The 19,791-nt window shown below is 69.4% G+C and carries 17 protein-coding genes; 15 read left to right on the forward strand and 2 right to left on the reverse strand.

Translation table 11 applies throughout. From position 1 onward, the window contains the following. Nucleotides 1–110 precede the first annotated feature (110 nt). Complete coding sequence (locus ACUYTF_RS09435; protein ID WP_434142570.1) at nucleotides 111–611, forward strand: SRPBCC domain-containing protein; 501 nt, start codon at nucleotides 111–113, stop codon at nucleotides 609–611. On the opposite strand, the gene ACUYTF_RS09440 is transcribed toward ACUYTF_RS09435, so the two are convergent. Continuing rightward, nucleotides 608–1,051 carry a hypothetical protein gene (locus ACUYTF_RS09440; RefSeq protein WP_434142572.1) on the reverse strand — a complete coding sequence of 148 codons (444 nt, stop codon included), beginning with the start codon at nucleotides 1,049–1,051 and terminating at the stop codon, nucleotides 608–610. The genes ACUYTF_RS09435 and ACUYTF_RS09440 overlap by 4 nt on opposite strands. 187 nt (nucleotides 1,052–1,238) lie before the next feature. Between ACUYTF_RS09440 and ACUYTF_RS09445 the strand changes: the two genes are divergently transcribed. After that, nucleotides 1,239–3,515, forward strand: coding sequence for a polyribonucleotide nucleotidyltransferase (locus ACUYTF_RS09445; protein WP_449279650.1), 2,277 nt, complete (start codon nucleotides 1,239–1,241; stop codon nucleotides 3,513–3,515). Nucleotides 3,516–3,824: 309 nt separating this feature from the next. On the opposite strand, the gene ACUYTF_RS09450 is transcribed toward ACUYTF_RS09445, so the two are convergent. Then, nucleotides 3,825–4,085: a hypothetical protein gene (locus ACUYTF_RS09450; protein ID WP_434142576.1), complete on the reverse strand. Its 261-nt coding sequence runs from the start codon at nucleotides 4,083–4,085 to the stop codon at nucleotides 3,825–3,827. Nucleotides 4,086–4,189: 104 nt separating this feature from the next. Here ACUYTF_RS09450 and ACUYTF_RS09455 point away from each other — a divergent pair, with 104 nt between their 5' ends. The 13 genes from ACUYTF_RS09455 to ACUYTF_RS09515 all read left to right on the forward strand — a co-directional run bounded on the left by ACUYTF_RS09455 (nucleotide 4,190) and on the right by ACUYTF_RS09515 (nucleotide 19,785). Further along, the gene (locus ACUYTF_RS09455; protein WP_434142578.1) at nucleotides 4,190–5,575 is read left to right on the forward strand and encodes an insulinase family protein; all 1,386 of its coding nucleotides are present in this window, start codon (nucleotides 4,190–4,192) and stop codon (nucleotides 5,573–5,575) included. 4 nt (nucleotides 5,576–5,579) lie between these two features. Next, entirely contained in the window at nucleotides 5,580–6,338 is a 759-nt protein-coding gene (gene dapB, locus ACUYTF_RS09460; RefSeq protein WP_434142580.1) for a 4-hydroxy-tetrahydrodipicolinate reductase, read from the forward strand. After that, nucleotides 6,335–6,796 carry a hypothetical protein gene (locus ACUYTF_RS09465; RefSeq protein WP_449279651.1) on the forward strand — a complete coding sequence of 154 codons (462 nt, stop codon included), beginning with the start codon at nucleotides 6,335–6,337 and terminating at the stop codon, nucleotides 6,794–6,796. The genes dapB and ACUYTF_RS09465 overlap by 4 nt, the downstream gene beginning before the upstream one ends. 129 nt (nucleotides 6,797–6,925) lie before the next feature. Next, nucleotides 6,926–8,524: an amino acid permease gene (locus tag ACUYTF_RS09470; protein ID WP_434142584.1), complete on the forward strand. Its 1,599-nt coding sequence runs from the start codon at nucleotides 6,926–6,928 to the stop codon at nucleotides 8,522–8,524. Nucleotides 8,525–8,656: 132 nt separating this feature from the next. Continuing rightward, nucleotides 8,657–9,466, forward strand: coding sequence for a thymidylate synthase (locus ACUYTF_RS09475; protein WP_434142586.1), 810 nt, complete (start codon nucleotides 8,657–8,659; stop codon nucleotides 9,464–9,466). Nucleotides 9,467–9,511: 45 nt separating this feature from the next. Then, nucleotides 9,512–10,006 carry a dihydrofolate reductase gene (locus ACUYTF_RS09480; RefSeq protein WP_434142588.1) on the forward strand — a complete coding sequence of 165 codons (495 nt, stop codon included), beginning with the start codon at nucleotides 9,512–9,514 and terminating at the stop codon, nucleotides 10,004–10,006. Nucleotides 10,007–10,131: 125 nt separating this feature from the next. Beyond that, entirely contained in the window at nucleotides 10,132–10,314 is a 183-nt protein-coding gene (locus tag ACUYTF_RS09485; protein ID WP_449279652.1) for a hypothetical protein, read from the forward strand. Further along, nucleotides 10,283–11,296 (forward strand): 4-hydroxy-tetrahydrodipicolinate synthase, encoded by a 1,014-nt coding sequence (gene dapA / locus ACUYTF_RS09490; protein ID WP_434142592.1) that lies wholly within the window; start codon nucleotides 10,283–10,285, stop codon nucleotides 11,294–11,296. The genes ACUYTF_RS09485 and dapA overlap by 32 nt, the downstream gene beginning before the upstream one ends. Before the next feature lie 79 nt (nucleotides 11,297–11,375). Further along, on the forward strand, nucleotides 11,376–13,052 hold the full coding sequence (locus tag ACUYTF_RS09495; RefSeq protein ID WP_434142594.1) for an RNase J family beta-CASP ribonuclease: 1,677 nt from the start codon (nucleotides 11,376–11,378) through the stop codon (nucleotides 13,050–13,052). Between the two features lie 3 nt (nucleotides 13,053–13,055). Then, nucleotides 13,056–14,162: a lipid II:glycine glycyltransferase FemX gene (locus tag ACUYTF_RS09500; protein ID WP_434142596.1), complete on the forward strand. Its 1,107-nt coding sequence runs from the start codon at nucleotides 13,056–13,058 to the stop codon at nucleotides 14,160–14,162. After that, entirely contained in the window at nucleotides 14,162–15,781 is a 1,620-nt protein-coding gene (murJ, locus tag ACUYTF_RS09505; RefSeq protein WP_434142598.1) for a murein biosynthesis integral membrane protein MurJ, read from the forward strand. Before ACUYTF_RS09500 ends, murJ begins: the two co-directional genes overlap by 1 nt. Next, a complete protein-coding gene (locus ACUYTF_RS09510) occupies nucleotides 15,778–16,812 on the forward strand; it encodes a lipid II:glycine glycyltransferase FemX (protein ID WP_434142600.1) in 1,035 nt (344 codons plus the stop codon). Before murJ ends, ACUYTF_RS09510 begins: the two co-directional genes overlap by 4 nt. 69 nt (nucleotides 16,813–16,881) lie before the next feature. Next, on the forward strand, nucleotides 16,882–19,785 hold the full coding sequence (locus ACUYTF_RS09515; RefSeq protein WP_434142602.1) for a DNA translocase FtsK: 2,904 nt from the start codon (nucleotides 16,882–16,884) through the stop codon (nucleotides 19,783–19,785). Nucleotides 19,786–19,791: the final 6 nt, after the last annotated feature.

Here is a 19,791-nt window from a genome sequence, read left to right on the forward strand (position 1 = left end):
TGTAGGTGCTCTTTCGTGATATCGCGAGTCCGGAGCAAGAATTTCCGTAGATAATTCGTGGAAACCGGTCTCTCGCCTGCGACCGGTCGCAGCCGAAGTAGGCTCGGCGCATGAATAGCGAATCGACTTCGGTGCAGCTTCAGACGCCCCTCGAGCAGCTCGAGTTCACCGTGTTCGGCTTCATGGCGAAGCCGCCGGCCGAGGTGTACGAGGCGGTCGCCGCACCCGAGGCGCTGAGCAGCTACTTCACGACGGGCGGTGCGGTCGGCCGCATCGAGGCCGGGGCGACGGTGCAGTGGGACTTCGCGGATTTCCCCGGCGCCTTCCCGGTCGAGGTGCTCGAAGCGCGGGCCCCCGAGCGCGTCCTGCTGCGCTGGGGCGGCGATCCGCAGGCGACGGTCGATGCGCGCGGCACCGAGGTCGAGTTCGTGTTCCGGGCGGTCGACGACGGGGCCCGCACCGAGGTGCGCATCACCGAGCGGGCGTGGCGGCCCACCGTCGAGGGCGCCCAGAGCGCATTCGGCAACTGCATGGGGTGGACCGGCATGCTCGCGGCGATGAAGGCCCGTCTCGAATACGGCATCGACCTGCGCGACGGCTTCTACCGCTAGAGGGTCCGAGAACGCTCGCGGCGGCGGTCCCTCAGCAGATAGGCGATGGCCGCGACTGCGGCGACGGCGAGCATGGATACCGCGAGCGCGCCGTCGCTGAACTCCAAGAACGCCGTCAGCGCGGGGTGCGCGTCTCGTGTCGCGGCGTCGAACGCCCACCAGCCGTCCTGGCTCTTCGCCGTGGTCATCGATTGCCGGCGCTCGCCTCCGAGCCGCTCTGCCAGAGCCGGCCGTACGAGCGCGTTCATGAGGATCGCGATCGACAGCGGGGCCGCGATGCAGAGCACGAACGACAGCGGACGGGTCGAAGGGCTGCGGCTCACACCGGGAGTGTAGTCCTCACCGCGCAGTTCCTGGAAGAAGTCGTCGATCAGCGGCGGGACCGCGCCAATGCTCGGGCGGAAATCGCGGGTGCGGTGGTAGGCTGGCCCTGCGGGCATCTGTCCGCATCAACGATGAACCGAGTACGTCGGTCGGCGGGCTGGTCTTCGGTGGTGGGTTCCTCTTCGCAAGATGGTCGGCGCAGAGTGGCCGAACTACTGAACATCAGCGTCCGGGTCGCACGCAGCACCCTACGGGGCTCGGAGCTGCCGCCGCACGTGCTCACTGCTACCAGAAGGAGATCCCGTGGAGGGTCCTGAGATCAAGTCAGCCGAAGCCGTTCTCGATAACGGCCGTTTCGGCAAGCGCACCGTTCGTTTCGAGACCGGCCGCCTCGCGCAGCAGGCCCAGGGCGCAGTCGCCGCCTACCTCGACGAAGACACCATGCTGCTCTCGGCGACGAGCGCGTCGAAGCATCCGAAGGATCACTTCGACTTCTTCCCGCTGACCGTCGACGTCGAGGAGCGCTCGTACGCCGCCGGCAAGATCCCCGGCTCGTTCTTCCGCCGCGAGGGTCGCCCCTCGACCGAGGCCATCCTCGTGTGCCGCCTGATCGACCGTCCGCTGCGCCCGTCGTTCGTCGACGGCCTCCGCAACGAGGTGCAGATCGTCATCACCGTGCTGTCGATCGCCCCGGGCGAATACTACGACGCCCTCGCGATCAACGCCGCGTCGGCTTCGACCCAGATCTCGGGCCTGCCCTTCTCGGGCCCCATCGCCGGTGTGCGCCTCGCGCTCATCCCGGGCCACGGCGAGCACGCCGACCAGTGGGTCGCGTTCCCGACCGCCGAGCAGGTCTCCGAGGCCGTCTTCGACCTCATGGTCGCCGGTCGCGTCGTGACCCAGGCGGACGGCACGGAGGACGTCGCCATCATGATGGTCGAGGCGGAAGCGACCGAGGGTTCGTGGAACCTCATCAAGGCAGGTGCCGTCAAGCCCGACGAGGCGATCGTCGCGCAGGGTCTCGAGGCCGCGAAGCCGTTCCTCGCGCAGCTCGTGAAGGCGCAGGAGCAGATGGCGTCGCAGTCGGCCAAGGAGGTGCAGGACTACCCCGTATTCCTGCCGTTCACCGACGAGACCTACGCGGCCGTCGCCGCTCTCGCCGAGAGCGAGCTCGCCGGCATCTACCAGATCGCCGACAAGCAGGAGCGTCAGGACGCCGACGATGCGCTGAAGGCGCGCGTCAAGGAGGCCGTCGCCGCCAAGATCGAGGCGGGCGAGCTCGACGCTTCGGCCGAGGGCCAGGTCTCGGCCGCCTACAAGGCCGTCACCAAGAAGATCGTACGCGGCCGTATCCTCTCGGAGGGCGCCCGCATCGACGGCCGCGGCCTGCGCGACGTGCGTGCGCTCGAAGCCGAGGTCGAGGTCATCCCTCGCGTCCACGGCTCCGCCATCTTCCAGCGCGGCGAGACCCAGATCATGGGCGTCTCCACGCTGAACATGCTGAAGATGGAGCAGCAGATCGATTCGCTGTCGCCCACGACGTCGAAGCGCTACATGCACCACTACAACTTCCCGCCGTACTCGACCGGTGAGACCGGTCGCGTGGGCAGCCCGAAGCGCCGCGAGATCGGCCACGGCTTCCTCGCCGAGCGCGCGCTCGTTCCGGTCCTCCCTGCCCGCGACGAGTTCCCCTACGCCATCCGCCAGGTCTCCGAGGCGCTCGGTTCGAACGGCTCGACCTCGATGGGTTCGGTCTGCGCGTCGACGCTGTCCCTGCTCAACGCCGGTGTGCCGCTGCGCGCACCCGTCGCGGGCATCGCGATGGGCCTCGTCTCCGACCAGATCGACGGCGAGACCCGCTACGCGACCCTCACCGACATCCTCGGTGCGGAGGACGCGCTCGGCGACATGGACTTCAAGGTCGCAGGCACCTCGGAGTTCGTGACCGCGCTGCAGCTCGACACCAAGCTCGACGGCATCCCCTCCGACGTGCTCGCGGGCGCGCTCTCGCAGGCGAAGGAGGCGCGCACCATGATCCTCGGCGTCATGAACGACGCCATCGACGCGCCCGACGAGATGGCCGCGACCGCGCCGCGCGTCATCACCGTGCAGATCCCGGTCTCGAAGATCGGCGAGCTCATCGGCCCCAAGGGCAAGACGATCAACGGCATCCAGGACGAGACCGGTGCCGACATCTCGATCGACGACGACGGCACCGTGTACATCGGCGCGGTCGACGGCCCCTCGGCCGAGGCCGCTCGTGCCCAGGTCAACGCGATCGCGAACCCGCAGAACCCCGAGGTCGGCGAGCAGTACCTCGGCACCGTCGTGAAGAACGCCGCCTTCGGCGCCTTCGTGTCGCTGCTGCCGGGCAAGGACGGCCTGCTGCACATCTCCGAGGTGCGCAAGCTCGTCGGCGGCAAGCGCATCGAGTCGGTCGACGAGGTGCTCTCGATCGGCCAGAAGGTTCTCGTGAAGATCACGAAGGTCGACGATCGCGGCAAGCTCTCGCTCGAGCCCGTGCTCGAGGAGCAGGCCGAAGAGGCGGCGGAAGAGGCTCCCGCCGAGGCGGCCGAGTAACCCTCACCCGCTGAGCAGAACGCCCGGCACCCTCCGGTGCGGCGGGCGTTCTGCATTCTCGCCGGCCCGCTGAACGGCGACCTCCCGCGCGGCTCTCCTCGCGTTCGGTGTCGCGTGCCCGATCTGGTGCGTTATCCGCGACTGATACTGCACTATTTCGCGCATTCGCGGCCCCGGGGCGGGGCGGGGCGCGGTGGAGCGGGGCGTGGCGGGGCAGGTGGGGCGCAGGGGGAGGCGCCGTGCGGGCACGAGAAAGGCCCTGTCCCGGAAACGGGGCAGGGCCTTTCTCAGAGTGCGATGGGAGCGGGATCAGCGCTCGCGGTTCGGCAGCCAGTTGAAGGCGAGCCAGAAGCCGATCACGTCGGCGGCGAGGCCGCCCGCGAAGAGCCAGATGCCGGGGCCGTCGCCGTAGCTGAAGGCGGAGCCCATCAGGTAGAAACCGCCGAAGACGAGAATCACCGAGGCCAGCAGGGCGAACACGGTGGAAGCCGCCATGCGCGGGCGGGGGGAGGGAGCGAACACGGCGTCGGGCTGGGCCTGACCGGCGGGTGCGGACTCGGAATTCGACATGCAGATGGCCTCGCAAATCACGAACGGATCAAATACCCCTCCAGTATAGGCGAAAGGGCGGTGCTCGGAGAGAACTCGGGGCGGTCGGAGGATAGGCTGGGACGATGCGCGACCCGATTCTGCTGCCCCTCGACCGCCCCGAGATCTCGGCCGATCTGGGCGGCGGGTGCATGCGCCGCACCGTTCATCCGAGCGGTCTGCGCGTGCTGACCGAGCGGATGCCCTCGGCCCGCAGCGCCTCGATCGGCTTCTGGGTCGGCGTCGGCTCGCGCGACGAGCAGGGCGAGCGGGGAGACGCGCCGGGCAGCCTCGGGTCGACCCACTTCCTCGAGCATCTGCTGTTCAAGGGCACGCCGTCGCGCGACGCCTACAGCATCGCGACCAGCTTCGATCGTCTGGGCGCCGAGCACAACGCGCTCACCGCCAAGGAGTACACCTGCTACTACGCGAAGGTGCGCGACGAAGATCTCGATGTCGCAGTGACCGTGCTCACCGACATGGTGACGAACTCGCTGCTCGACGCCGGCGAGTTCGAGACCGAGCGGGGCGTGATCCTCGAAGAGCTCGCGATGGCGGCCGACGATCTCGCCGACGTCGCGAGCGAGCAGTTCTTCGAGGAGGTGCTGCTGGACCACCCGCTCGGGCGCCCGATCGGCGGCCACCCCGAGACGATCCGCGGGGCGCGGCGCGACGACGTCGAGCGGCACTACCGGGACCGCTACGATCCCTCGACCCTCGTGATCACGGCAGCGGGGGCCGTCGACCACGACCGCCTCGTCGAGCAGGTCGTCGCGGCGCTCGATCTGTCGCCCGAGGAGCGCTGGCACACCGGGCGCGCCGCAGCTCCGGTGCGCCGCGATCAGCTCGGGGCCTCGGCTCTGATCGCGGAACCGGCGATGCGGCCCGCAGACGGCCTCGGCGCGGTCAGGGTCACCGAGCGGCCATCCGAACAGCTCAACCTCCTGATGGGCACCGAGGGGTTCACCTCGACCGATCCGCGCAGATTCGCGTTCGGTCTCATGAACTCGGTGCTCGGCGGCGGCATGTCGAGCCGGCTCTTCCAGGAGATCCGCGAGAAGCGGGGCCTCGCCTACACCGCCTACTCGTTCGGCGCGAGCTACTCGGATGCGGGGGTCTTCGGCATGTATGCGGGCAGCGCGCCCGAGAAGGCGGCCGACGTCATCGAGCTCAGCCGCGCCGAGCTGCAGCGCATCGCCGACGCGGGCATCGAGGAGGAGGAGCGCGAGCGGGCGCTCGGTCAGATCGCCGGCTCTTCGGCGCTCGCGCTCGAGGATTCGGATACGCGCATGGGGCGCCTGGGGCGCGCCGAGCTGGGCAGCGGCGAGCTCTACGACCTCGACGCCACGCTCGAACGCTTCGCCGAGGTGACGATCGAGCAGGTGCGCGCGGTCGCGGCCGAGCTCGTGTCGCGCCCGTTCACGACGGTCGCCGTCGGCGATGTGTCGCGCTCGACGCTGCGAGTATCCTGAAGCCATGACTGCAACCATCGCCGTTTCGGGCGCAACCGGCCGTCTGGGAAGGCTCATCTGCGAGGTGGTCGACTCCCACCCCGAGTTCGAGCTCGCGGCCCGGCTCGACAGCCGCTCCGGGTCAGAGGAGGGCGCGCAGGCCGACGTGCTCATCGATGTCACCCGGCCCGACGTCTCGCCGGCCATCGTCGAGCGCGCGCTGTCGCGCGGCCAGCGCGTCATCGTCGGCACGAGCGGCTACTCCGCCGAACAGCTGGAGGCGCTGCGCGAGCGGATCGGCGCGCTGCCCGGCGCAGCCGCCGTCGTGGTGCCGAACTTCTCGCTCGGGTCGGTGCTCGGCACGGCCCTCGCCCGTATCGCCGCGCCCTATTTCGACGCCGTCGAGATCGTCGAGGCGCATCACCCGCAGAAGATCGATTCGCCGTCGGGCACCGCGGTGCGCACGGCCGAGATCATCGCCGAGGCGCGAGGCGGCCGTGCCGTCGACGCGCCGTTCGCCGAGCAGCCCGCCCGCGGCGAGCTCATCGCCGGCGTGCCCGTGCACAGCCTGCGCCTCGCGGGCGTCGTCGCGAAGCAGGAGGTGCGCTTCGGCGGCCCCGGCGAAGTGCTCACGGTGACGCACGACACGCATTCGAACGAGGCGTACCGCGCCGGCATCGTCGTCGCGCTCGAGGCGATCATGGGGCTGGAGGGGCTGACGGTCGGGCTCGATCGGCTGCTCGGCATCGGCTCGGGCTCCGAGGCCGCCGGAGGCGCCGCTTGACCCCGCGCACCCGCTCCCAGATCGGCGTGCTGATCATGAGCGCCATGCTCGTGCTCTACTTCGCGTTCGCGGGGCTGCGCGGCATCGCGCTGCTCGCCTCGGGGACGCCGGTCGCGGTCGCCATGGGAGCCGCCATGCTCGTGCTGCCCCTCATCGGCGCCTGGGCGCTGCTGCGCGAACTGCGCTTCGGACGCGACGCGACGCGGCTCGCGGATCGGCTCGACGAGCTCGGGCAGCTGCCCGACGACGCGTTCGAGACGCTGCCGTCGGGTCGACCGACGCGCGACGCCGCCGACGCCGTCTTCCCGAAGTACCGCGCAGAGGTCGAGGCCGCGCCGAAGTCGTGGGCGGCCTGGATGCGGCTCGGCATGGTCTACGACGCGGCCGGTGATCGGAAGCGCGCGCGGGAGGCGGTGCGGAAAGCCATCGGTCTCGAACGTGATGGAATCCGTCGTTGAAGCTGCATAAATTGCGGATTTCGTCGCTATCCGCTTAGAATCGTGCGAGATCCCGAAGGCCTACCCGGCCTGTCGGAGTGGAACAGCGGGCGCACGCGCCGCGCGAAGAAGCGAGTGAAGGACGACCCGATGTCCAAGTACGACATGAACGCCGCCGCACCCGAGACGCGAACCCTCGACTCGGTGTCCGGCATCAGCAAGAAGGGGCTCGAATCGGGGACCGTCGGCGTGCTCGGCGCGCTCGTCATCGGCCTCTCGGTGTGCGCCCCGGCCTACACCCTGACCTCGGCTGTCGGCCCCGCCGCGAGCGAGGTCGGCTATCAGACCCCCGCCATCTTCCTCGTGGGCTTCCTGCCCATGCTGCTCGTCGCGATCGGCTACCGCGCCCTGAACAGCGCGATGCCCGACTCGGGCACCTCGTTCACCTGGGCATCGCGCGCCTTCGGCCCCTGGATCGGCTGGATGGCCGGCTGGGGCCTCATCGCGGCCACCGTGCTCGTGCTGTCGAACCTCGCGGGCATCGCGGTCGAGTTCCTGTTCCAGTCGATCGCCATCGTCGCGGACGATCCGTCGATCGCGGATATCGCGGGCAATCGCTTCATCAATATCCTCGTCTGCCTCGGATTCATGGCGATGGCGACGGTCATCTCGTACCGCGGCATGACTTCGACGAAGATCTTCCAGTACATCACCGTCGTCTTCCAGGTGGCCGTGCTCGTCTGGTTCATCATCGCGATGTTCATCGGCGCCGCCGACCCCGCGAACGCCGAGGGCCGTATGCCCGAGCTGTCGTGGTTCAACCCGCTCGAGGTGTCGAGCTTCAGCGCCTTCGCCGCCGGCATCGCCGTGTCGATCTTCGTCTACTGGGGCTGGGACACCGTGCTCACCATGGGCGAGGAGACCAAGAAGTCCAAGGGCCGCATGTCGACCGAGAGCAAGGCCGCGATGATCCTCGTGGTCATCCTCGTCGTCATGTACGTCGGCACCGCCGCCGCCACGGTCGCCTACGCCGGCATCGGCGACGGCCCGACCGGCCTCGGCAACTCCGCGATCGCCGAGAACGTCTTCGCAGCGCTCGCGCACCCCGTCATGGGCCCCGCCGCGATCCTGCTCTCCCTCGCGATCCTGGTCTCGGCGATGGCCTCGATCAACTCGACCGCGATCTCGCCTGCGCGCACTCTGCTCGCGATGTCGCACTACGGCGCCCTGCCGCAGTCGATCAAGCGCATCCATCCGAAGTACAAGTCGCCCTACGTCGCCCTGCTGTGGTCGTCGATCGTCGCGTCCGTGTTCTACGCGATCATGCGCTTCCTCAGCGAGGACGTGCTCTGGGACACCATCACCGCGCTCGGCATGATGGTCTGCTTCTACTACGGCATCACGGCCCTCGCGAGCACCTGGTACTTCCGCAAGTCGGCCGTGCGCGAGGGTGCGGGCGCGCTCTTCTCGAAGGTCGTGCTGCCCGGCCTCGGCGGCGTGCTGCTGCTCGTCGTGTTCGTCCAGACCACCATCGACAGCATGGATCCGGAGTTCGGCTCCGGCAGCAGCATCGCGGGCGTCGGCCTCGTCGGCATCATCGGCGTCGTCGTACTGGGCCTCGGTGTCGTGCTCATGCTCATCCAGGCGCGCGTCGCCCCCGACTTCTTCCAGGGGCGCATCCTCGGCAAGGCCGACGCCACGAGCGACACGTCGGTGATGGACGTCTTCGACGATGGGCTCAGCGGCTAAGGACGAAGCATCGCCGCGCGCCGCTCGACCCGCCGAGCGCGCCCTCGCGCTCGGCGGGTCGGGCATTCGGCCATCAGCGGCCGGGAGCGAACAGCGGATCCGCGTCGCGCCTCCCGCGGTAGTCTGGTACCCATGACTGCTCAGGCGATCCCGACCCCGTACGAAGACCTGCTGCGAGAGATCCACGAGCACGGCACGCCGAAGAGCGACCGCACCGGTACGGGCACCCGCAGCCTGTTCGGCAAGCAGATCCGCTTCGATCTCGCGGAGTCGTTCCCGCTGATCACCACGAAGCGCGTGCACTTCAAGTCGGTCGCGATCGAGCTGCTGTGGTTCCTGCGCGGCGAGAGCAACACGGCGTTCCTGAAGGAGCACGACGTCACTATCTGGGACGAGTGGGCCGATGAGAACGGCGATCTCGGCCCGGTGTACGGCGTGCAGTGGCGGTCGTGGCCGGCTCCGGGCGGCGAGCACATCGATCAGATCGCCCAGGTGATCGAGCAGCTGCGGCAGAACCCCGATTCGCGCCGCATCATCGTCTCCGCCTGGAACGTCGCGGAGCTGGACGAGATGGCGCTCATGCCGTGCCACGCGTTCTTCCAGTTCTACGTCGCCGACGGCAAGCTGTCGTGCCAGCTCTACCAGCGCTCGGCCGATATGTTCCTCGGCGTGCCGTTCAACATCGCGAGCTACGCGCTGCTGACGCTGATGGTCGCGCAGCAGACCGGTCTCGAGCCGGGCGAGTTCATCTGGACCGGCGGCGACTGCCACATCTACGACAACCACGTCGAGCAGGTCGAGAAGCAGCTCGCCAGGGATCCGTACCCCTACCCGCGCATCGCCGTGCGCAAGGCGGATTCGATCTTCGACTACACGCTCGAGGACTTCGAGCTCATCGACTACGTGCACCACCCGGGCATCAAGGCCCCCGTCGCGGTCTGAGAGCGGCCCCGCCTCGGGTAGCGTGGAAGCCGATCGGAGGAATCCATGCGACTGGGAATGATCTGGGCCGAGGCCCGCGACGGCGCGATCGGTCGTGACGGCGATATGCCGTGGCATCTTCCCGAGGACCTCGCGCACTTCAAGCGCGTCACGAACGGCGCGCCCGTGATCATGGGGCGCCGCACCTGGGAATCGCTGCCCGAGCGGTTCCGGCCGCTGCCGGGGCGCGAGAACATCGTCGTCACGCGCGATGCCGGCTACGCTGCCGACGGGGCGAGCATCGCGGCATCGGTGGACGACGCGCTGGCGCTCGCGGCCGATGCGCCGACGGCCTGGATCATGGGCGGCGGGCAGCTGTACCGCGCCGCCGAACCGGTCGCCGACGAGCTCGTGGTGACGCGCATCGACCTCGACGTGCGGGAGGCCGACACGTTCGCGCCCGAGATCGGGCCCGCGTGGCGCCTGGTCGAGCCGGGGGAGCGCCTCGTCGCGCAGAACGGGCTGGGCTACCGGTTCGAACGCTGGCAGCGCCGCGCCTGACCGGTTCCGGGCGCCCGCTTCGCCCGATCGAAGCCTCGAATACGACGGGAAGTCGAGAGACGACGCGCACGTCGATCCGGGGTCGGCGCTCGCTTGCGGGCGCGAACCGGGGGAGATGCGTGTTCGTGAAGCGGGTGCGCGCGGCGACCCCCGGCGTGGGGCTCGGGCCGGTGATCCCCCGCGCGATCGTGCCGGCGCACGGGGGATCCCTGCCGTTCGAGAGCGAGCCGGGGGTCGGAACCGAGTTCGGCGTCGTCGTGCCCGGCGGCGACCCGAATGCCGTCCCCAGCGCACTTCCGGTACCCTAGACGAGTGGCACAGGTAGAGAATCCCTTCGGTCAAGTACTCGTCGCGCTCGTCACGCCTTTCCAGGCGGACGGCGAAGTCGATTGGAATGCCGTCGAGAAGCACGTCGACGATTGCATCGTCAGCGGCGCGGACGGCATTGTGGTCACCGGCACGACCGGTGAGACCTCGACCCTCACCGACCCCGAGAAGCTGAAGCTCGTCGAGGTCGCGAAGTCGGTGTCGTCCGGCCGCGCGAAGATCATCACCGGCGGCGGCTCGAACGAGACCGCGCACGCCATCGAGCTCTACCGGGCGAGCGAGAAGGCGGGCGCCGACGGCGTCATGATCGTCACCCCGTACTACAACAAGCCGACCCAGGCGGGCTTGCTCACGCACTTCCGCATGGTCGCCGACGCGACCGACCTGCCGGTCATCCTGTACGACATCCCCGGCCGCACCGGCGTGCCGATCACGTACGAGACCATCCTGCGCCTCGCCAAGCACCCGAACGTGCTCGCCATCAAGGACGCGAAGGGCGACCTCAGCGAAGTCAGCCGCGTGCTCAACCAGACCGACCTCATGTACTTCTGCGGCGACGACGCCGCGGTGCTCCCGGAGCTCGCCATCGGCGCCACCGGGCTCATCGGCGTCACCGCGAACATCGCGGCCGCCCCGTACCGCGCCATGATCGATGCGGTCAACGCGGGCGACCTCGCCACGGCGCGCGCCGCTCACCAGAACCTCGAGCCGCTCGTGCGCGCCGTGATGACGCACGTGCCCGGCACCGTCTCGACCAAGTACATCCTCCACGGCCTCGGCCGCATCGGCAGCCCGCGCGTGCGCCTGCCGCTCGTCGGCCCCGAGGAGTGGGAGGCCGCCATCATCGAAGACGAGCTCGCTCTCGTCACCGACGTCCCCGGCGTCGACTTCTCGAACTTCAGGCCGGACCGTAACGCGGCTGCCGGCGGTGCACTGCCGAAGATCGCAGGCACCACCCGCTAATCCAGCGGCCCCTGAGCCTGACGCAGGGGAGCCCGAATAACGATCCCCTCGACAGGCCCGGGGCTCGGACAAGGAACACATGACGAACCCCCCATACGCCCCGCCCGCGCTCGAAGCCGGAACGCTTCGCATCACCCCGCTCGGCGGGCTCGGCGAGGTCGGCCGCAACATGACGGTCTACGAGATCGACGGCAAGCTGCTGATCGTCGACTGCGGCGTCCTCTTCCCGGAGGTGCAGCACCCCGGCATCGACCTGATCCTGCCCGATATCTCGAAGATCGAGGATCGCCTGGGCGACATCGTCGCGGTCGTGCTCACGCACGGGCACGAGGACCACATCGGCGGCGTGCCGTACCTCCTGAAGATGCGCGAGGACATCCCGCTCATCGGTTCGAAGCTGACCCTCGCGTTCGTGACGGCCAAGCTCAAGGAGCACCGGATCCGCCCCGTGACCCGCGTGGTGGCCGAGGACGAGCGCGTCCAGTACGGCCCGTTCGACCTCGAGTTCGTCGCCGTCAACCACTCGATCCCCGATGCGCTCGCGGTCGCCATCCGCACCGATGCGGGCATGGTCATCGGCACCGGCGACTTCAAGATGGACCAGCTGCCCCTCGACGGCCGCATCACCGACCTGCGCGCGTTCGCGAGGCTGGGCGAGGAGGGCGTGGACCTCTTCATGACCGACTCGACGAACGCCGACGTGCCGGGCTTCACTCCGCTCGAGAAGAACATCGGGCCGGTCATCGAGCAGGTCATCTCGCGCACGACCGGCAAGGTCGTCGTGGCCAGCTTCTCGAGCCATGTGCACCGTGTGCAGCAGGTGCTCGACGCCGCCCAGAAGAACGGCCGCCGCGTCGTGCTGCTCGGCCGCTCGATGGTGCGCAACATGAAGATCGCCGCCGACCTCGGCTACCTCGACGTGCCCGAGGGCGTGCTCGTGGACCTCAAGAAGAGCGGCGACATCCCCGACCACCGCGTCGTCTACATGTCGACCGGTTCGCAGGGCGAGCCGATGGCCGTGCTCAGCCGCATGGTCAATCGCGAGCACCAGATCGAGGTCGGCGAGAACGACACCGTGATCCTGGCCTCGAGCCTCATCCCGGGCAACGAGACCTCGGTCTACCGCGTCATCGACGGGCTCATCAAGCTCGGCGCGAACGTCGTGCACAAGGGCAATGCGAAGGTGCACGTCTCGGGCCACGCCGCCGCCGGCGAACTGCTCTACTGCTACAACATCGTGCGCCCGAAGAACGTCATGCCGATCCACGGCGAGTACCGCATGCTCGTCGCTAACGCCGCACTCGCGATCGAGACCGGCGTGCCGCAGAACCGCACCGTCATCGCCGAGAACGGCACCGTCGTCGACCTCGTCGACGGCGTCGCGCGCCCGGTCGGCCAGCTCGACACGGAGTTCATCTACGTCGACGGCAAGAGCGTCGGCCGCGTCACGGACGACGACCTGCGCGACCGCCGTACGCTCGCCGAAGAGGGCTTCATCTCGGTCATCACCGTCGTCGAGCCCACGACCGCGCACATCGTGTCGGGCCCCGACATCCACGCCAAGGGCGTCGCCGAAGATCGCCAGGTCTACGAGAAGATCAAGCCGCAGATCGCGGACGCCCTCGAAGCGGCGATGCGCGACGGCGTCACCGATCACAAGCAGCTGCAGCAGATCGTGCGACGCACGATCGGACGCTGGGTGGGCACGAAGCTGCGCCGCAAGGCCATGATCGTCCCCGTCGTGGTGGTGGTGTAGGGCGTGAGCTCCACTCGCCCGCTCGCCAGGTTCGCGACCTCGGACGAGCGCTCCCGCTGGGATGCGCTCGTCGCCGCGAACCCGGGCGGCGGTGAAGTCTGGATGGGCGATGCCTACCTCGGCGTGAAGCGGGAGGAAGGCCGCTACCGCGACCTCCGCGTGATCGTCGAACGGGAGGGAGCGCCACCGGTGGCGGTCGGCGTGCTCGCGAAACGCGTGCCGCTGCTCGGAGAATGGTGGCATCTGCCCGCAGGCCCCGCGGGCCGGGGCGTCGCCGAGGTCATCGAGCACGCTGCCGCGGTCGCGGATCTCGCGCGCTCGCGCGGGGCGTTCCTGCTGAAGATCGAACCCCGCCTCGGCCCCGACAGCCGCGCGGCCTTCTCCGGCGCGGGCTATCTCGACACCGTGCGCATCATCCCGAACCCGTCGACAGTGCTCGTCGACGTCGCGACCGCCGCACCGGCGGGCAGCCCCGAGGCCGCCGCCGAACTGCGCGCGCGCATCGGCAAGAAGGCGCGCAACTCGATCGCGCGCGCGGGCCGCGACGGCATCGTCGTGCGCCGGGTGCCCGCGACCGACGAGAACTGCGCCGAACTCTCGGGCCTGCTGCGCGAAACCGCCGAGGGGCGCTTCGTGCTGCGCTCGGATCGCTACTACCGCGAATTCTGGCAGCGATTCGGCCGTGCCGGGTCGGGCCAGCTGTTCTTCGCGTACCGGCCGGGCGACGACGGCGAGGATGTGCTGCTCGCCGGCGCCTTCGCGATGGCGCTCGGCGCGAAGACCACCTACAAGGACGGCGCGTCGATGCGCGCGAAGATCGCGTACGGCGCCTCGCACGCGCTGCAGTGGGACGTGCTGCTCTGGGCGAACGAGCGCGGAGCGCAGGTGCACGACCTGTGCGGCGCCCCGCCCTCCGATCGCGCCGACGACCGCGAGCACCCCCTCTTCGGCGTCGGGCAGTTCAAGCGCTCCTTCTCGCCCGAGATCACCGACTACGCGGGGGCCTTCGACCTGCCGCTGAAGCGCCGGGCCTACGCGCTCTGGGTGAAGCTCGGGGACCGTCTCGCCCGCCGGGCGTCCCTCGCCCTCAAGAAGGATCCGTACTACTGATGGCCGCTGGAATCATGCGCGCGAGCGCCGTGATGGCGTCGGGCACGATGGTCTCGCGAGTGCTCGGTCTGGTGAAGGCCATGCTGCTCGCGTACGCGATCGGCTCGGTGCAGTCGCCGTCGGCCGATGCCTTCCAGAACGGCAATCTGCTGCCGAACATCATCTACATGATCCTGCTCGGCGGCATGCTCAACGCGGTGCTCGTGCCGCAGATCGTGAAGGCGGCGCACGGCCCCGACGGCGGCGCCGGCTACATCAACAAGATCCTCACGCTCATCTCGACGTCGCTGTTCGCGATCACGGTCGTCGCGATGCTGATCGCGCCCTGGATCGTGTGGGCGACGGCCGTGCACTGGCCCCCGGAGCAGCTCGCGCTCGCGACGGCGTTCGCGTACTGGTGCCTGCCGCAGATCGTGTTCTACGGCCTCTACACGGTGCTCGGCGAGGTGCTCAACGCCCGCAGCGTCTTCGGGCCGTTCACCTGGGCGCCGGTGCTCAACAACGTGATCGCCATCGGCGGCATCGTCGTGTTCATGCTGATGTTCGGCTCCGACCCGCACGGCGCCCGTACCGTGACGGAGTGGACGGGGGCATCGATCGCCGTTCTCGCGGGCAGTGCGACCCTCGGCGTCGTCGCCCAGGCGCTGATCCTCTTCGTATCGTGGCGGAAGGCCGGCATCAGGTATCGGCCCGATTTCCAGTGGCGGGGCGTCGGCCTCGGCCGCACGGCGAAGATCGCGATGTGGAGCCTCGCGACGATCACCGTGATGAACCTCGGCGGCGTGATCACCAACAACATCGTCGCGATCGGTTCGGGCGCGGGCCCGTCGACGAGCGCGATGGGCAATGTCTGGCTGATCTTCATGATGCCGCACTCGGTGATCGCGGTCTCGCTCGCGACCGCATACTTCACCCGGCTCTCCGAGTGGGGGCAGACCGGCCGCATGGCGGAGTTCGTCGAGGACTTCTCGGCATCGGCACGCCAGATCTCCCTGGTCATGGTGCTCGCGGCGGCGGCGCTGTTCGCCGCAGCTCCCTTCGTCTCGCGCGTCGTCAACTTCGGCGCGACGACGGTGCAGGTCGACCAGTTCTCGACCGCCCTGCAGGCATACGTCGTCAGCCTGGCCGCATACAGCTTCCTGTTCGTCACCCAGCGGGCCTTCTACGCGCTCTCCGACACGCGCACGCCCTTCGTCTTCACCACGATCCAGATGCTCATCGTGATCGCGCTGTCGCTGCTGCTGCCGCCCTTCCTCCCCGCGGAGTGGATCGGCTTCGGCTACGCCTGCGTATGGTCGTTCGCGACGATCGTGCAGGCCGTGCTGGCGACGGCGCTCCTGCGGCGCAAGATCGGATCGATCGACGGCCGCCGCATCCTGCAGAGCCTGGTGAAGTTCGTGATCGCGGCCGTTCCGAGCCTGGCCCTGGGGCTCGTCACCACCCGGGTGCTGCGGGCGTTCTCGCCCGACTTCAACGCGGTCGAAGCCGTGCTCTTCGCAGTCATCGTCGGGGCGGTGGTGCTCGTCGTCTACGGCATCGTCCTGCGCCTGCTGCGCTCGCCCGAGGTCGCCGGCATCGCCTCCACCCTGTCCCGCAAACTCGGAAGGAACCGTTCGTGACCTCCCTCACCGTGACCCCGTGCACCGACCGCGCGCTCTGGGATCGGACCGTCCGCGAGGCGGGCGGCCACCCGCTGCAGCTGTGGGGCTGGGGCGATCTGAAATCGGCGCACCGATGGAGCGCCGAGCGCGTGCTGGTGCGCCAGGGATCGGCTCCCGACGCTCCCGTCGTCGGCGCCTGCCAGCTGCTCACCCGCGCCCTGCCCGGGCCGCTCGGCGGCTTCGTCTACGCGCCGCGCGGCCCCGTCGTCATGCGGTCGGCGGCCGACTCCGCGAAGCCCGCCGCCGACCCCTCGCCCGGAGACATCGCGAACGCGGTGGCCGAATTCGTGCGCTCGACCCGCCGTGCGGTCGCCGTCTCGATCGAGCCCGATGAGGATGCGGGGGAGTTCGCCCTCGACGGCTCGTGGCGCGAGGCGAAGACCCCGGTGCTGCCGGCGCGCACGCTGATCCTCGATCTGCGGCGCTCGGAGGACGAGCTCATGGCCGATATGGTCAAGAAGCACCGCCAGTACGTGCGCAAATCGGGCCGCGAGGAGTCGCTGTCGATCAGGCCGGTCGAGACGGTCGCCGAACTCGACCGCTGCCTCGAGGTGTACCGCAAGACGAGCGAACGCGCCGACTTCGGCCTGCACGAGGATTCGTACTACCACGACGCCTTCACCATGCTGGGCGACGATTCGCCGGTATGGGCGGCGTACGTCGACGATCGTCCCGTCGCGTTCCTGTTCATGGCGAAGTCGGACCGCACGGCGTTCGAGCTCTACGGCGGCATGGACGAGACCGGTCAGCGGCTGCGCGCGAACTACGCGCTGAAATGGCACGTGATCCGCCACATGCAGTCGATCGGCATCGAGCGCTACGACTTCGGCGGCCTCATCAACGACGGCGTGACGACGTTCAAGAAGGGCTGGGCCTCGCACGAGAACCTGCTCGCCGGCTCCTGGGACCGCCCCGGCCCGGGGTACAGGATCTGGACCGAGGGCCTGCCCCTCGTGAAGAGCGCCGTGCGCCGGATGCGGCGGCGCTGACGGGCCGGATCTCGGCCCGGGCGGAGCGTCATTCGGCCGTTGTCGGCTGCCCCGCGTACCCTCGGTGATATGGCAAGCAAAGCTTCGACGCGCGGAAAGACCGGGAAGACCCCGGCACGGGGCTCCCGGAGCGCGCAGTCGACCGCGAAAACCCGCGTGCTCGTCGACCCGGAGCCCCGCGAGGGCATCGCCCGGCGCGCCTGGAACGGGCTCGCCCACGGCGTCGGCGGCGCCGCGCGCATGTTCCGCACGGAGCCGCTCGAGCCGGCCGACCGCCGCGACGGCGTGCCGCTGCTGCTCGTGCTGCTCGCGATCATCGGCGCGGTCGTCGAGTGGTTCCTGATCGGCAACCCGATCGCGGTGCAGCTCGACGCCTGGACCTTCGGGGGCCTCTTCGGCCGCGTCGCCTTCGGCTTCCCGATCATCATGGCCGGGTTCGCGATGTGGCTCTTCAACCACCCGTCGAGCGTGAACGACAACCGGCGCATCGCCATCGGACTCTTCCTGGCGATCACCAGCATCGCCGGGCTCAGCCACGTGTTCGGCGGCCAACCGCATCCCAACGCGGGCATGCCGGCCCTCGCCGAAGCGGGCGGACTGCTCGGATGGATGGTCGGCGCACCCCTGCTCGCGCTGACGGTGTGGACCGCGGTGCCGGTGCTCTCGGTGCTGCTCGTCTTCTCGGTGCTGATCATCACGAAGACGCCGCCGGGCCGCATCGTCGACCGGCTGCGTGAGGCCTACGAGTTCCTGTTCGATGTCGCCGACGGCGCACCCGCCCAGGCCGCGGAGCGCCCGGCGCGCCCCGCGAAGCGCGATGATTCGAGCACGGCGCTCTTCGATCTCGAGCAGCAGGAGCCCGAGCCCGGGGCCATGCCCTGGTGGCGGCGCAACGCCTCGGGGCGCGAGGAGGAGGCCGGGTACCGGGTCGACGAGCAGGCCATCGACACCGTGCTCGGCGGTGCCGACGAGCCGGCGCAGAGCGACGGCGCCTTCGAATCGGCGCTCGCCGACGACAGCCGCACCGGTGCGTTCCCCGCCGACCTCTTCGACAGCCTCGACCAGGCCGAGACCGTGGTCCGCGCTGCCGGGGCGACGCCCGCCTCGGGGCTGGGCGACGATTCGTGGACGGGCCCGGCCGCCGCACCGGTGGTCGAGACGCCGATGGTCGACGAAGCCGCCGAGGCGGCCGGCGACGCCGCAGCGGGCGCAGCCTTCGAAGTCGCCCCGCCGCACACGCCGGCGCAGGCGGCCGCCTACCGCCTGCCCGATCAGGCCGCGCTCGCCATGGGCGATGCTCCGAAGACGCACACCGAGGCGAACGACCAGATCATGGCCGCCATCGCCCGGGTCTTCGAGGAGTTCAAGGTCAATGCGCGCGTGACGGGCTTCTCGCGCGGTCCGACCGTGACGCAGTACGAGGTCGAGCTCGGCCCGGGCGTCAAGGTCGAGAAGGTCACCGCGCTCTCGCGCAACCTGTCGTACGCGGTCGCGTCGAACGAGGTGCGCATCCTGTCGCCGATCCCCGGCAAGAGCGCCATCGGCATCGAGATCCCGAACCAGGACCGCGAGAACGTCGCCCTGGGCGATGTGCTGCGCTCGAACAAGGCCCGGGGCAGCAAGCATCCGATGACCATCGGCGTCGGCAAGGACGTGAAGGGCGGATTCGTCGTCGCGAACCTCGCGAAGATGCCCCACCTGCTCGTCGCGGGCGCCACCGGTTCGGGCAAGTCGAGCTTCATCAACTCGATGATCACGAGCCTCCTGATGCGCGCCACGCCGTCAGAGGTGCGCATGGTGCTCGTCGACCCGAAGCGCGTCGAACTCACCGTCTACCAGGGCGTACCCCACCTCATCACCCCCATCATCACGAACCCGAAGAAGGCCGCCGAGGCGCTGCAGTGGGTCGTGAAAGAGATGGACATGCGCTACGACGATCTGGCGAGCTTCGGCTTCCGCCACATCGACGATTTCAACGAGGCCGTGCGCTCGGGCTCGATCGTGCTGCCCGAGGGCAGCCAGCGCGTGCTCAAGCCGTATCCGTACCTGCTCGTCGTCGTCGACGAGCTCGCCGACCTCATGCTCGTCGCGCCCCGCGACGTCGAGGATTCCATCCAGCGCATCACCCAGCTCGCGCGCGCCGCCGGCATCCACCTCGTGCTCGCCACGCAGCGGCCCTCGGTCAACGTCGTCACCGGCGTGATCAAATCGAACGTGCCGAGCCGGTACGCCTTCGCGGTCGCCTCGGGCACGGACTCCCGCGTCATCCTCGACGAGGTCGGCGCCGAGCGCTTGATCGGTCAGGGCGACGGTCTGCTGCTGCTCAACGGCGAATCGTCGCCGATGCGCGTGCAGGGCGCATGGGTCGGCGAATCCGAGATCGCCCAGGTGGTCGCCCACGTGAAGGGCCAGGCCCAGCCCGAGTACCGCGCCGATGTCGCGCAGGTCGCCGAGAAGAAGGAGATCGACGAGGACATCGGCGACGACCTCGAAGTGCTGCTCGCCGCCGTCGACCTCGTCGTCACCTCCCAGTTCGGCTCGACCTCGATGCTGCAGCGCAAGCTGCGCGTCGGCTTCGCGAAGGCCGGCAGGCTCATGGACCTGATGGAGTCGCGCGACATCGTCGGGCCCTCGGAAGGGTCGAAGGCGCGCGACGTGCTCGTGTCGCCCGAGCAGCTGCCCGAGGTGATCGCCCGCATCAAGGGCGGGCCCGCGGCCCCGCAGCGGCCCTTCGAACAGGCGCCCGCCACGGCAGCTGCGCCGGCGGCGTCCGCCGCAGCGGCTCAGACCGAGGCCCCGCAGCCGGAACCGCACGCGCCCGAGGGCGCTACCGACGTGATCGAGCCGCTCGCCGATTCGGGGTACGGCGACGACCGCTACGACGATCCCGTCGCGAAGTACCAGGCGACGCTCGAAGAGGTCGACGGCGATGACGGCGACGAAGACGCCTGGCAGTTGACCGGACGGGACTGATCGTGG

It is taken from the genome of Leucobacter sp. GX0328 (genome assembly GCF_053567315.1).